The following is a 13,305-nucleotide window of genomic DNA, read 5'->3' as shown; positions in this document are numbered from 1 at the left end:
TTTTTCTTCGGCGCTCTGGTATACCAGACGCGGGACAAGCCGTTTGAAAGGTGCTATCCGGGCGTTTCAATAAAAATGGACTCCCTGGGAAGGACGAGACATGACCGTGCACACCGGAAGGCATTTCCTGCAGATTCCTGGCCCGACCAACGTACCCGACCGGGTGCTGCGGGCGATGGATATGCCCACGCTGGACCATCGCGGTCCCGAATTCGCCGAGCTTGGCCTTCATGTCATTGCTGCGATGCAGCGTGTGTTCCGGACCAAGCAGCCGGTCATGATCTATCCGTCCTCGGGCACCGGCGCCTGGGAAGCCGCCATCGTCAACACGCTGTCGCCGGGCGACAAGGTGCTGATGGCCGAGACCGGCCAATTCGCCACGCTGTGGCGCGGCCTCGCCGAGAAGTTCAAGCTCGACATCGACTTCGTGCCGGGCGACTGGCGCCACGGCGCCGATCTCGCCGAGATCGAGAAGCGTCTCGCTGCCGACAAGTCGCAGGCCATCAAGGCGGTGATGATCGTCCATAACGAGACCTCGACCGGTTGCGTCACCCATCCGCAGGATGTCCGCAAGATCATGGACCGCGTGAAGCACCCCGCGCTGCTGATGGTCGATACGGTCTCCGGCCTCGGCTCGCTCGAATACGAACATGACGCCTGGGGCATCGACGTCTCCGTGGCTGGTTCGCAGAAGGGCCTGATGCTGCCGCCGGGCCTCGGCTTCAACGCCGTCTCCGAGAAGGCGCTCGCAGCCTCCAAGACCAACAACTCCTTCCGCTCCTACTGGGACTGGGAAGAGATCATTGCCGCCAACAAGCTCGGCTCCTGGCCCTACACGCCTGCCACCAACCTGCTCTACGCGCTGAAGGAAGGCGTGGCGATGCTGGAGGAGGAGGGGCTCGACAACGTGTTCGCGCGCCACAAGCGTCACGGCGCTGCCGCTCGCGCCGCTGTCAAGGCGTGGGGTCTCGAGACGGTCTCGATCGAGTCGCATGATCACTCGCCGGCTTTGACGGCCGTGCTGATGCCGGACGGACATGACGCCGACAAGTTCCGCAAGGTCGTGCTGGACAATTTCGACATGTCGCTCGGCACCGGCCTCAACAAATGGAAGGGCAAGATCTTCCGCATCGGCCATATCGGCCACTTCAACGACCTGATGCTGATGGGCACGTTGTCCGGCGTCGAGATGGGTCTCGAAGTCGCCAAGGTCCCGCACCGCGCTGGCGGCGTGATGGCAGCGATGGATGTGCTGACCGGCAAAAGCGTGGTGCCGATGACCAAGGCGGCGGTGGCTTAAAGCCCACGAATTCCCGTCTTGAGGCCTAACAATCTACTGGAGGCTGGAGCATAATCGCTCCAGCCTTTTCAATATGTTGCGGCGGAATGCTGCACCAGAGGACGAATCACATGAACGCGCCAACGCCCGCCACTGAAGACCTGCTCTATTCCGTCGAGAACGGGATCGCGAAGATCACTTTCAATCGCCCCCAGGCGCGCAATGCCATGCTGTTCTCGATGTATGAGCGGATGGCGGAGATCTGCCAGGCCGCCAATGAGGACCGCTCGATCAAGGCAATCATCCTGACCGGCGCCGGCGACAAGGCCTTTGCTTCGGGTACCGACATCTCGCAGTTTCGTGAATTCAAGACGGCGCAGGACGCGCTCGATTACGAAGCGCGCATCGACCGTGTGCTGACCGCGCTGGAGACCTGCCGGGTGCCGACCATCGCCGCCATCGCGGGTGCCTGCACTGGCGGCGGCGCCGGCATCGCCGCCTGCTGCGACCTGCGTATCGGCACCGCGGCCACGCGCATGGGCTTCCCGATCGCCCGCACCCTCGGCAACTGCCTGTCGATGTCCAATATCAGCCGCGTGATGGCGCTGGTCGGACCGGCCCGCACCAAGGACATGATCTTCACCGCACGCTTGATCGAGGCGGAGGAGGCGCTGGCGCTCGGCCTGATCAACGAGATCGTGCCCGATGTCGAGACGCTGCAGCGCCGCGCGCTGGAACTCGCGCAACTGGTGGCCAGCCATGCGCCGATCACCCTCGAAGTGACCAAGGAAGCCGTGCGTCGGCTGCGCCCGACCCTGACCCGTGAGGAGGGCAAGGATCTCGTGCTCAAGGCCTATATGAGCGAGGATTTCCGCGAGGGCATGGATGCGTTCCTGAACAAGCGCAAGCCGAACTGGCAGGGCAAATGAGCCGCGAAATGTCGGCGCGGCACGACGGTTTCGATCAGTTGCGACCCTAACAGTGCTGTGATCACATCAAATAGGTGCGTTTCGCGGTCTCCGCGCTAGCCGCCTTTTGCGCGTCCTGACTTAAAGAATGATACGCTGCGCTTCAACGTCTGGCTTTGTAAGTCATCCTCTCCAACAAAGCCCATCCTCGGCTTGTCGAGCAGCTTGGAATGCCATGATTTTGCTTATGCCATCCCGCTATTTTAGCTGATGGCGGGGAGGGCGTCATCCTTGCCCTGTAGTACGAGTCAGCTAAGCCGCCTCGGCCGTGATTGATCTGACCACAAATTCAGACTGTGAGTCGCCGGATGCGAGATTACGAATAACCAAGTTAGCGAGCTTTGCGATATCGTCCGCCTGAATAGTAAACGCAGCCGGTTGCGCGCCGGCTTCGCAGGCCGTCTCAGCCAGGAATGACGAGCCGTCACTTTGGATGGCGCCGAACCCAATAACGCCCGAGAGTACGTCGGCATCAAAGGTCACCGTGAGGTCGGAACGGCAAGCTTTGATCGGCCCCGGAATTTTATAAACTAGACTATATGAGCCTTGGACCTTGCTTGATGTGCAAATGTTCTTGTCGGGCTCGCGAACTATTCGGTTTATATGCTGATGCACGCCGAGCCAAAGCGGGATCTTCCAAAATTTTTCGTTTGTCATTGTTATCTCGAAGCCAACGCAACCATGATCCAAGTTTGATAGGTTGATTTAGGCTCGCGTTCAACGGCAATTTCCGACGCCGATGGTTCTCTGTACCACCTTGGCTTCTAGTAGGGCGGGCGCGATCTCTTGCCTAGACCAAGCGTAGGCAAACTTTCGGTCGCACCATCGTGCGGTATCCCATCAGTCTGGAACGCTAATGCCCTGTTGATCATGTCCACGCTTTCTCACTCACAACTGATGTCGGAACGGGCGGTGGGTAGGCGCCCCCGAACGTCCTGCCGACGTCGATCGCCGTGTGTGGTCGTCTTGCTCCCTTAACTAAGCGGAAAATCGCAACTCTTTGGAACGACAGATGGCTTGAGCGAGAGCTGAAATGTCGGGGGCGGACCAAACTGCCCCCGTAAGGTCCGCGTAGTGACCTTGGGGGTCTTTCAAGGGGATGAGTGTAAACGGCACCTCGACGAGGCCCGGCAGATCGCGAACTTCTGCTGCGAGGTTCCAGCCGCCGGTGATGACTGGCAAGCCGCATTGAGATGCCTCTACGAGATTAAGGCCATAACCCTCCGAGCGAGACGGTGAGACGTATACATCAATGAGCGAATAGAAATCAGCTATGCTTATTCGGTTTGATGAATCGAATATCTGGACTCGTGGATCTCCGCCAATCACTGATTCCAGCATCTTTCTTTCGAATGGTCGGTGGTTAAGATCATTGCAACGCAGAAGCAGCTGCTCGGTGCCTCGCACGGGAAATGCGGCGAAAAAAGCCCTCACCGCGTCCTCTGGATTTTTTCTATAGTAGTTGGAATCTACCGAGAATGAATAACCGGCAACAAACGAGCTAATTGAAATGCCGTGGTCGGCACGGATTGCCGCCCGGTGTTGCTTATCGACGAGCGGGAAAGGTTCTGATGCGATCGAGTATGGGACAACTTTGATCGGCCCGGAGAATTTACGAAGATTTTTCGCGAAGCACTTCTGCAGAATATCGGTAGGCGCCCAAATCTCGTCGTAAGTGCGTGTGGCCTTGATCCAAAACTTAGGTAGCGTTTCGATCTCCCATATCCAGTGACCGATGATAGTGCGTTCGACCAACCACGACCTATCAAATGTAGCAATTGCTGCTTGATCTGGGTTGGCGACGAAAACGACGTCCGAGATGTTCAGATTATAACAGTCTGCAGGGGAAAGGTATGAGGTGGCATTGGGGCTGGGTGTAAGACCCAAACACGAGGTTAAGTCTATGCGGCTTACGATCGATCCTCGGTCTTCAAGTGTTCTTGCTACCAGTTCGGCGGCTCGCGCTAGTCCGCTGCCCGCGCTGAACACGCCTGCTACAGCAACATGTATCCCCTCGAACGATCGGCATGTCCGATACTTCGAAAGATCAAAATGGCTGTCTTTCAGTCGGTGGATTTGGCGAACGCGGCTAATCCTTCTTCGCAACGCAGGAGGCAGTAAGCGTAAGGCTATTCGGAACATGTTACCCCTAGTTTGTAGGCAAATTATATTCGCAATCTCAGCGCGTAAACTCCCAAGATCTGAGAATTCACCATGACCGTCGCTGCCCCTGTGGCGTACGGTCCGTTTAGGCGATGGTGGGGAGTACGTCACGATCTGGGTCGACCAGGCGGCTATCTTTTAGGCAGCTAAGGTCAAATGCCTACAAATTTAAAATTCTCGGTCGACTCTTCCGTGCTTCTACCCACCAACAGGGTCGATCATGGACGAGAATTTCCACGACGATATTCGACGGCAACTTAAAGCCGCCGCTGTGCTATACTTGCCTTCCATTTAGCTGTTCTAAGGTCGTGGCGATGCTCGATGCAAATGAATTTCCCCAGTGAATTCAAGTGCACAACCTGGACTTTCTCCTTAAATGGGATTGCACGGTCGCTTTGCCAGCTTTTCGACCTGCTCAGCATCAAGGGCATCCCACTAATTGCCGATGACCGTTTCGGAACGTTCGATCACTTGAACTGAGTGCTTCAAATCAGCCTGCGACTCCTCAGCCACTTGGTAACTTGCAACGCTTGATAGGATGCCAACGAGGACCGATTGCCGCAAAGCAAATAGGTCTGCAGTGTCGAGAAAAACGCCTCGGCAAAGCGGAGCTCTCGTGTATTCAAGATCGAACTTCCGGTTCTCACTTTGAAGCCGCATGCTTGAAAACCCAAAGTCGGCTGATCAAAAAGCTGATAGGCGGCCAGGCTGCTGCGATTCCGAGGGATGTCATCGTCGGGTCCGCCAGATGATGCTCTAATATGAATGTGCTGAGAGAGCCCAACACGATGAAAATTGTCGCCTGCATGGCGCCAAAGCGCGGCAAGTGAACTGCATGGCGGCCGGTCATACGGAATGTGAACTGATGGTGTCCAACGTATGAAACAACGAACCCGCAAAGGATTGCCAGAATTGATGCAATCGAGGGCCGAACGCCCAGAGCTTTGACGAGCCCGATCGAGATCAGCAGGTATGTCAGTGTAGAAAGACCGCCGATTACCACGAACCGCAACAAGGTCTGCACGGTATCGTTGTTCCTGATATTCATGACCGGCCGGATCCGTTAAGTCGAAATCTGCAAGAGATAAATCTGGACCCGGATCGGTCCGGATTCGAAGTCTTTTGGATCGATAATACTCGTTCGCCGACCCAATGCCTGAAATGCCGCCGCTAGTTTCTCGACGCGCGATCTATCATTGGTGACATACCCGATAAGATGCTTCCCCTCTGCGACAGCAGCAATACGCTCAGCCGGGATGTCGACCTGATCCATGACGCCGTCCGCGAGGAATGAGAACCCCGTCGCTCTGATAGCGCTTGCCATATATTTCAGCTTTACGACGCTCTGCGTTCCAACACATCCAGCGCCGGCCGCTATGTCCTCATTCATGTCCCCCCAGAGAAAGACGCTACTGAAAGTGTAGCCACGCTGTCTTAGATAACGATGCGAGTTGTCGACGATGGTCGTGATATGGTGACCGATCTGACAGGAACTCGGCATGAAGATATTGATCCACGGATACGATAAGGCGAGCCCGTAGGATAGGGCGGCTACGAAGACCAGACCTCCCAGTATCCGTCGGCCGGCCAAGAGGGCCGCGCCCAAAGCCAGAGCAAAGAACGCCGCCGAAAACAGGAACGTCGTGTTGTGTTTCCACAGCGCCAATAGTGGCTGCGGGATGAGGATCGGCGCGATGAACAGAGCGAGCGTGGCGAGTTTCCATAGAACTGCCTTCGTTCCCACTTCTGGAAGCCTGAGCCATATTGCCGCCGAAGCGGCGATTGCTCCATTCAAAGGCAAGACGATCGGGTAGGCGAAATAGCCCCAGTCCAGCGCGGTCTGGCCAGCGGTTTGCCAGCACAGCCAAAGTATCCAAGCGTACAAAAATCCAATTGCCAGAACGACAGCGTTCCGTTCTTTCGTCGTCGCTTCGGACTTTCGAAGAGCGACACAGGCACAAACTGCAACGGCCAAAATCATGCCCCCGGTGAATTGCCCTAAATGCACCGCCGTCCAGTACCAACCCGTGGTCCAAGGATTCCACCAGGCCTTTTGCTGTGAGCTGTCTTTCACGAAAGAAGATGCCAGGTTGAATATCTTCATGAAGAAGAAGAAATCGCGGCCGACAAGCCAGTTCACAAGTCCCATAAATGCGGTGAGCGCAATGGCTCCAAATATTGCTAGCATCGCGGTCGGCAATATTGACGGAATTCGGCCGAACCGCTCGCGATAACAAAAAACGTACTGAGCAATCAGGATGGGCGCGAGGTTGACGAAAACGATATTGGTATGAACGGTCGCGGCGAAGGCTGCGCCAGTGAGAAATAGCCCAAGGGGTCTGTAACCATCCTGTGCAGACCTGATCGTCATCCACCAGCTCATGGCGAATAGCGGACCTGCCAGGGTGTTCTGATAGTCAGCGCCGCCGCTGGCATGGGCGAAATAGTTTGACGCAAAGAATGCTGCTGCAATGAAAGCAGATGAGCGCCCAACCAGCCTTGAAAAAGCTGCGTAGAGAAATGACGAGCCGGCAGCGAGCAGGCTTATTTGAAGAAGCCAACTCGCCGCCGTTGGGGAGAAGAAGTTTCTTACGACGAACTCGAGCCAGATCCAAGGAAGGCGTGCGGCCTTATAATAATCGTTATGGAAATCCGGCCACAGATAGCTGAGGCCATACCCGTGATAATACCACGGATCGAGCCAATCATAAGAATTAAACATCCAGCTGCTGTTTATCAGCGCTTGGAAAAGTGGAATGGAACAGATCAGTGCGACATCAAATATCACCTTAGGGTGAGACAAATTTCTCGACCATGTGAAATTATTCCAGCGCCTGCGTTCGAGCCCGTCACGCAGTGAAATACTCATTCAAGCTCCAATCAAAGATACGGCAGATGGTTGTGCAACCGACTTTAGCGCGCTGGTCTTGGAAAGAAAGCAGCCGCTTCCAATTTGTGTTGATTAGCCAAGCATATGCTGCGATTTCGCTCCAAATCTGCTGTTCTATGGTTTCGCTGGACGGACGAGGTTGTGCGGCGTCACGGTGATGACACTTTGAGAGCCTTGGAGCAACGTCGGAGAGGTCTGTAAATAGCCGTTGGAGGCCGGCACGCACCGCCCCTGACCAAAGTCAGTCCAGGCCCGCTCCCGGCACGCTTGAAGTCTCACGAAAATCCCCGCACAATAGAACCAATGAAAAATGGCGGGCATCCAATGCCCGCCGGTCTCTACAGGGAAGAAACCAATGTCCAAGTCGATCAGGGCCACAGCTGCGCTTGCAGCCGTGCTCGCCAGTGCGCCCATCCTCTCATCGGCCACATCGCCGGCCATCGCCTGGGAGCCCACGAAGCCCGTCGAAATCGTCGTTGCAGCGGGCGCCGGCGGCGCCTCTGACCAGATGGCGCGCATGATGCAGGCCGCGATCCAGAAGAACAATCTGATGAAGGCGCCGGTGGTGGTGTCGCTCAAGGGCGGGGCCTCCGGCGCGGAAGCGCTGATCTACATGAAGTCCAGCGACGGTGACGCCAACAAGGTGCTGATCGCCTATTCGCTGATCTACATGCTGCCGCTGTCGGCCAAGATTCCGTTCAACTGGCGCGACCTCACACCGGTGTCCGTCGTCGCGATGGACCAGTTCGTGCTGTGGGACAATGCGGGTGGCGCCAAGACGGTGAAGGAATTCATCGCGGCGGCCAAGGCTGCATCGTCGCCGTTCAAGATGGGCGGCACCGGATCCAAGCGTGAAGACCATGTGCTGACCGTGTTCATGGAAAAGCAGACCGGCGCCAAGTTCTCCTATCTGCCCTACAAGTCGGGCGGCGAGGCGGCGACGCAGCTGGTCGGCAATCACACCGAAGCCAACGTCAATAACCCCAGCGAGAATCTCGAAGTCTGGCGCGCCGGTCAGGTGCGCGCGCTCTGCGTGTTCGACAAGGAACGCATCTCCTACAAGACCAAGGTCACCGAGACGCAGTCGTGGAACGACATCCCGACCTGCAAGGAAGAGGGCCTCGACGTGCAGTATCTGATGCTGCGCGCCATGTTCCTGCCCGGCAAGGTGACGCCCGAGCAGCAGGCTTTCTATGTCGACCTGTTCGAGAAGGTGACCAAGACGGCCGAATACAAGGACTACATGGAGAAGCAGGCGCTGAAGCCGATCTTCCTGAAGGGGCCGGAGATGCTCAAGTTCCTCGAAGAGGACGATGCGCTCAACAAGTCGCTGATGACCGAAGCGGGATTCGTGGCGAAGTAAGCCACGAATGTCATGCCCCGCGAAAGCGGGGCCTCCAGTAAACATCGACAGCGAGAAAGCCACTGACGGTTCCGCATACTGGATCACCCGCTTTCGCGGGTGATGACAAGTTTCTTTGATGTACGAGTGTGCATCCTTTCTCCATCCTCAGAAACCATGCCAATGTCCAACACCGACCTCGAAATCATCGTCGAAGATCCGACCGCTCCGGAGGACGACTCTCCCTCCGTCGTCAGCACGCGCACCATCGAGATCATCGTCTCGCTGGTCTTGCTGGCACTGGCCATCATGCTTGGCTTTGACAACTGGCGCACCGGCATCGCCTGGGATTCCACCGGCCCTCAGCCCGGCTACTTCCCGTTCTATCTCTCGGTCATTCTCGGCGGCGCCAGCCTCTACGGACTGATCGCGACCTTCTTCGCCCGCAGTGGCGGTTCCGGCACTTTCGTCACCCGCGCACAATTGCGGCGCGTGGCGCTGGTGTTCATTCCCACCGCACTGTTTTGTCTCGCCACGCAGTTTCTCGGCATCTATGTCGCGAGTTTCGTGCTGATCGCCGGCTTCATGCGCATGGTCGGCAAGATCGCGCTGTGGAAGTCGCTGCTCACCGCCTTCGTGTTCACCGCGATCATGTTCGTCACCTTCGATGTCGCCTTCGACGTCATCATGCCGAAGGGGCCGATCGAATCGGCTCTCGGTCGCTAGGACTACTGAAATGGAAGCGTTCGGACTGTTGATGCACGGCTTTGCCGTGCTGATGACCTGGAAGATCATCTCGCTGATGGTCGTCGGTCTCGTGCTTGGCATCTTTGTCGGCGTGCTGCCGGGCCTCGGCGGCCCAAACGGCGTCGCCATCCTGCTGCCGCTGACCTTCACCATGGATCCGACCTCGGCCATCGTGATGCTGTCCTGCATCTATTGGGGCGCGCTGTTCGGCGGCGCCATCACCTCGATCCTGTTCAACATCCCCGGCGAGGCGTGGTCGGTGGCCACGACCTTCGACGGCTATCCGATGGCGCAGCAAGGCAAGGCTGCGGAAGCGCTGACGGCGGCATTTACCTCGTCCTTCATCGGATCGCTGGTAGCGGTGATGCTGATCACATTTCTGGCGCCGATGATTTCATCCTTCGCGCTGAAATTCGGCCCGCCGGAATTCTTTGCGGTCTATCTGCTGACCTTCTGCTCCTTCGTCGGTCTCGGCCGCGAGGCCAAGCACAAGACCGTCATCTCGATGGCGCTGGGCCTGCTGATCGCCGGCATCGGCATGGACACGGTGTCGGGCAATCTGCGCATGACCTTCGGCTCGGACAATCTCCTCCGCGGCATCAACTTCCTCGTCGCGGTGATCGGCCTGTTCGGCATCAGCGAAATCCTGCTGACCATGGAAGAACGCCTCGCGCTGCGTGGCCACGCCGCCAAGATCAGCCTGCGTACGGTGCTCAAGGTCTGGATGGATCTGCCGAAATACTGGGTGACGCTGCTGCGCTCGTCGGTGATCGGCTGCTGGCTCGGCATCACGCCGGGCGGCGCCATCGCGGCCTCCTTCATGGGCTACAATCTCGCCAAGCGCTTCTCCAAGGATCCCGAGAGCTTCGGCAAAGGCCGTATCGAGGGCGTGTTCGCGCCGGAAACGGCCGCCCACGCCTCTGGCACCGCAGCGCTGCTGCCGATGCTGGCGCTGGGCATTCCCGGCTCGGGCACTGCAGCCATCCTGTTGGGCGGCCTGATGGTGTGGGGGCTCAATCCCGGGCCGTTGCTGTTCGTCGAGCACAAGGACTTCGTCTGGGGCCTGATCGCCTCGATGTATCTCGGCAATGTGGTCGGTCTCGTTATCGTGCTGACGACCGTTCCGGTCTTCGCCTCGATCCTGCGCGTGCCGTTTGCGGCGGTGGCGCCGATGATCGTGGTGTCCTGTGCCATCGGCGCCTATGCGATCCAGAATGCGATGTTCGACATCTGGCTGATGCTCGGCTTCGGCGTGGTCGGCTATGTCTTCAAGAAGATCGGCATTCCCCTGGCGCCATTCACGCTGGCGCTGGTGCTTGGCAGCCGCGCCGAGGATGCATTCCGCCTCGCCATGATCGGCTCCGGCGGCAGCGTCGGCGTGTTCTGGTCCAATGGCCTCGTTGGCACCATCACCACGCTGGCGATTACGCTGCTGTTCTGGCCGGTGATCGATCGTGCCTTTGCGGCCGTTGCACGCATCTGGCGGCCGACGCCGGTGACGACGTAAGTCGTGCTCGCGCCTGGCTGGATGGAGGCCTAATCCGGCAGTGACGGCTGCGCGAGATATGCCAGCAGCTTTATCTCGCGGCGTCCGCGGGTGACGGTGTCAAGCACGAGGCCCGACGAAAATGAGAGCACGCCGACGATCATCAGGCCGGTCGAGAGCACGGCGGTGGGCAGCCGAGGCACCAAACCTGTTTCCAGATAGGTGACGGTGACGGGAATCGCGAGGCCGATGGAGACGATGCCGAAGAAGAGGCCAATTGTGCCGAAGAAGCGCAGCGGCTTTTCCGAACGATAGAGTTTCATGATGGTGCCGAGGATCCGGAAGCCATCCTTCCACGTGCTGAGCTTGCTGATGGAGCCCTGCGGTCGCGCGAAATAGGGCGTCTCGATTTCAGCGACCGGCAGCGCGAGCTGCAGCGCATGAACGCTCAGTTCAGTCTCGATCTCGAAACCATCGGACAGCACCGGGAAGGATTTGACAAAGCGTCTCGAGAAGACGCGATAGCCCGACAGCACATCCTTGAAGTTCTGACCGAACGTCATTGACAGAAAGCCGGTGAGGAGCGAGTTGCCGGTGCGGTGGCCAAGGCGATAGGCGGCAACCTGCTGTTCGATGCGGCGGCCCACCACCATATCGAGTCGATCGTTCAACAGCGCTTCGATCATAGCTGGCGCGGATGTCGCGTCGTAGGTCGCATCGCCATCGACGAGAACATAGACATCGGCATCGACGTCACCGAACATGCGGCGGACGACATGACCCTTGCCTTGACGGGGCTCGCTGCGAACAACCGCGCCCGCCTGCGACGCGACTTCACGTGTGCGATCGGTCGAGTTGTTGTCGTAGACATAGATCGCGGCGGCGGGCAGTGCCTTCCGGAAATCGTTCACGACTGTTGCGACTGCGACCTCTTCATTGAAGCAGGGGATCAGGATAGCGACGCGGTGCGGTGCGGTCATGGAGCTTTCCGGCGGGTTCGAGGCGCAGCACGATCTCCGATCGACTGCACCCGGACGAAGATGTGCTCCCGATTAATGCAGCCTATGACGTTAATTTTCACAGTATTTGACAGCTCGCGGCCTCAGACCACCTTGCCTCGTCGCAATTCGGCGATCTCTTCGGCGCCGAAGCCGAACTCGGCGAGTAGCTCCTCCGTCTGCTCGCCGACTTCCGGCGGACGCGCGGCCATGTGGCTCGGCGTACGTGACAGCGTGAAGGGCTGACCGACCAGCGTGATCTTGCGATTCTGGTCGTTGGGAACGTCTTGCGCGAGGCCCAGATGCCTGACCTGCGCATCGGCGAACATCTGGTCGACGGAGTAGATCGGACCGCAGGGCACGCCGGCGGCATTGAGGTCGTTGACCCATTCCTCGGTCGACCGCTTCTCGGTGCAGGCGCTGATCGCGGCGTTGAGGGCGTCGCGGTTCTTCGAGCGGGCAGGGCCGGTGGCGTAATCAGGATGGGTGATCAGTTCGGGGGCGCCGACCGCCTGCGCGCAACGCTCCCAGATCTTGCCGCCGGTGGTGGCGATATTGATGTAACCGTCGGAGGTCTTGAACACGCCGGTGGGAATGCTGGTCGGGTGGTTGTTGCCGGCCTGTTTGGGCACGTCCTGCTCCATCAGCCAGCGGGCGGCCTGGAAATCCAGCATGAAGATCTGCGCTTGCAGCAGCGAGGTCTGGACCCACTGGCCCTGGCCGGAGACATCGCGCTCCAGCAGCGCTGTGAGCACGCCCAGCGCGCAGAACAGCCCGGCGGTGAGATCAGCCACGGGAATGCCGACCCGCATCGGGCCCTCGCCAGGGGCGCCTGTAATGGACATCAGGCCGCCCATGCCCTGGGCGATCTGATCGAACCCCGGCCGCTTGTGATAGGGGCCGTCCTGACCGAAGCCCGAAATGCTGCCATAGACGATACCGGGATTGATCGCCTTCAGGCTCTCATAATCGATGCCGAGTCGGGCCTTAACATCCGGGCGAAAATTCTCGACCACAACATCGGCTTTCTCGACCAGCCGCTTGAACACTGCGAGACCGCGCGGGTCCTTCAGGTTCAGGGTCATGGCCCGCTTGTTGCGGTGCAGGTTCTGGAAGTCCGAGCCTTGCCGCGGGCCGCCGGGCTGCTCGGAACCGGCGTCGTCGCTCAGCGCATCGATCTTGATGACATTGGCGCCCCAATCCGCGAACTGCCGGACCGCCGTCGGGCCGGAGCGGATCCGGGTCAGGTCGAGCACGGTAAAGCGGGAGAGGGCCTGCGAGGCGCGCGGGAAGGGCATTCAGAGGGCTCCGTGGGGCGGGAGGTCGGAAGGTGCCTTACCTTTCGCGCAAACCGGCAGGCTTGTCATGCCCCGGAGCGGCATGGGGTGGCCTGCATCCCCGGTAAGCTGTGCGAAAATCCTTGGGACCGGAA

General features: G+C 58.7%; 11 protein-coding genes. 5 read left to right on the top strand and 6 right to left on the bottom strand.

What is annotated here, in order from left to right; all coding sequences use genetic code 11:
- Positions 1 to 100: 100 nt before the first annotated feature.
- Together AB8A38_RS09380 and AB8A38_RS09375 are read left to right on the top strand one after the other, a co-directional pair.
- Positions 101 to 1,300 carry a pyridoxal-phosphate-dependent aminotransferase family protein gene (locus tag AB8A38_RS09380; RefSeq protein WP_439085790.1) on the top strand — a complete coding sequence of 400 codons (1,200 nt, stop codon included), beginning with the start codon at positions 101 to 103 and terminating at the stop codon, positions 1,298 to 1,300.
- Between the two features lie 110 nt (positions 1,301 to 1,410).
- On the top strand, positions 1,411 to 2,208 hold the full coding sequence (locus tag AB8A38_RS09375) for an enoyl-CoA hydratase/isomerase family protein (protein WP_439085789.1): 798 nt from the start codon (positions 1,411 to 1,413) through the stop codon (positions 2,206 to 2,208).
- A gap of 291 nt (positions 2,209 to 2,499) precedes the next feature.
- Here the strand turns inward: AB8A38_RS09375 and AB8A38_RS09370 are convergent, their stop codons facing one another.
- The 4 genes from AB8A38_RS09370 to AB8A38_RS09355 form a co-directional block, all read right to left on the bottom strand.
- Positions 2,500 to 2,904, bottom strand: a complete 405-nt coding sequence (locus tag AB8A38_RS09370; RefSeq protein WP_315841398.1) for a hypothetical protein — start codon at positions 2,902 to 2,904, stop codon at positions 2,500 to 2,502.
- A 321-nt stretch (positions 2,905 to 3,225) separates the two neighbouring features.
- Positions 3,226 to 4,002 (bottom strand): glycosyltransferase, encoded by a 777-nt coding sequence (locus AB8A38_RS09365; protein ID WP_439085788.1) that lies wholly within the window; start codon positions 4,000 to 4,002, stop codon positions 3,226 to 3,228.
- 1,051 nt (positions 4,003 to 5,053) lie between these two features.
- Positions 5,054 to 5,458 carry a GtrA family protein gene (locus AB8A38_RS09360; protein WP_315841401.1) on the bottom strand — a complete coding sequence of 135 codons (405 nt, stop codon included), beginning with the start codon at positions 5,456 to 5,458 and terminating at the stop codon, positions 5,054 to 5,056.
- A 15-nt stretch (positions 5,459 to 5,473) separates the two neighbouring features.
- Entirely contained in the window at positions 5,474 to 7,279 is a 1,806-nt protein-coding gene (locus AB8A38_RS09355; protein ID WP_315841402.1) for a hypothetical protein, read from the bottom strand.
- A gap of 376 nt (positions 7,280 to 7,655) precedes the next feature.
- Here AB8A38_RS09355 and AB8A38_RS09350 point away from each other — a divergent pair, with 376 nt between their 5' ends.
- The 3 genes from AB8A38_RS09350 (at position 7,656) to AB8A38_RS09340 (ending at position 10,896) form a co-directional block, all read left to right on the top strand.
- Positions 7,656 to 8,663: a tripartite tricarboxylate transporter substrate binding protein gene (locus AB8A38_RS09350; protein ID WP_184514932.1), complete on the top strand. Its 1,008-nt coding sequence runs from the start codon at positions 7,656 to 7,658 to the stop codon at positions 8,661 to 8,663.
- Between the two features lie 162 nt (positions 8,664 to 8,825).
- Entirely contained in the window at positions 8,826 to 9,368 is a 543-nt protein-coding gene (locus tag AB8A38_RS09345; protein WP_439085787.1) for a tripartite tricarboxylate transporter TctB family protein, read from the top strand.
- A gap of 10 nt (positions 9,369 to 9,378) precedes the next feature.
- On the top strand, positions 9,379 to 10,896 hold the full coding sequence (locus tag AB8A38_RS09340) for a tripartite tricarboxylate transporter permease (RefSeq protein WP_315841404.1): 1,518 nt from the start codon (positions 9,379 to 9,381) through the stop codon (positions 10,894 to 10,896).
- A 29-nt stretch (positions 10,897 to 10,925) separates the two neighbouring features.
- Here the strand turns inward: AB8A38_RS09340 and AB8A38_RS09335 are convergent, their stop codons facing one another.
- Complete coding sequence (locus tag AB8A38_RS09335; RefSeq protein WP_439085786.1) at positions 10,926 to 11,855, bottom strand: glycosyltransferase family 2 protein; 930 nt, start codon at positions 11,853 to 11,855, stop codon at positions 10,926 to 10,928.
- Between the two features lie 122 nt (positions 11,856 to 11,977).
- Positions 11,978 to 13,171, bottom strand: coding sequence for a CaiB/BaiF CoA transferase family protein (locus AB8A38_RS09330; protein WP_439085785.1), 1,194 nt, complete (start codon positions 13,169 to 13,171; stop codon positions 11,978 to 11,980).
- Between the last annotated feature and the right edge of the window lie 134 nt (positions 13,172 to 13,305).

The sequence above is a fragment of the Tardiphaga sp. 839_C3_N1_4 genome (assembly GCF_051811045.1).
GTDB lineage: Bacteria > Pseudomonadota > Alphaproteobacteria > Rhizobiales > Xanthobacteraceae > Tardiphaga.
This window is presented reverse-complemented; position numbering and strand designations above follow the sequence as displayed.

Excerpts from the sequence above, each read along its gene's own strand:
- AB8A38_RS09380 (WP_439085790.1), top strand. The coding sequence starts at position 101 with ATGACCGTGCACACCGGAAGGCATTTCCTGCAGATTCCTGGCCCGACC.
- AB8A38_RS09375 (WP_439085789.1), top strand. The coding sequence starts at position 1,411 with ATGAACGCGCCAACGCCCGCCACTGAAGACCTGCTCTATTCCGTCGAG.
- AB8A38_RS09370 (WP_315841398.1), bottom strand. The coding sequence starts at position 2,904 with ATGACAAACGAAAAATTTTGGAAGATCCCGCTTTGGCTCGGCGTGCAT.
- AB8A38_RS09360 (WP_315841401.1), bottom strand. The coding sequence starts at position 5,458 with ATGAATATCAGGAACAACGATACCGTGCAGACCTTGTTGCGGTTCGTG.
- AB8A38_RS09355 (WP_315841402.1), bottom strand. The coding sequence starts at position 7,279 with ATGAGTATTTCACTGCGTGACGGGCTCGAACGCAGGCGCTGGAATAAT.
- AB8A38_RS09350 (WP_184514932.1), top strand. The coding sequence starts at position 7,656 with ATGTCCAAGTCGATCAGGGCCACAGCTGCGCTTGCAGCCGTGCTCGCC.
- AB8A38_RS09345 (WP_439085787.1), top strand. The coding sequence starts at position 8,826 with ATGTCCAACACCGACCTCGAAATCATCGTCGAAGATCCGACCGCTCCG.
- AB8A38_RS09340 (WP_315841404.1), top strand. The coding sequence starts at position 9,379 with ATGGAAGCGTTCGGACTGTTGATGCACGGCTTTGCCGTGCTGATGACC.
- AB8A38_RS09335 (WP_439085786.1), bottom strand. The coding sequence starts at position 11,855 with ATGACCGCACCGCACCGCGTCGCTATCCTGATCCCCTGCTTCAATGAA.
- AB8A38_RS09330 (WP_439085785.1), bottom strand. The coding sequence starts at position 13,171 with ATGCCCTTCCCGCGCGCCTCGCAGGCCCTCTCCCGCTTTACCGTGCTC.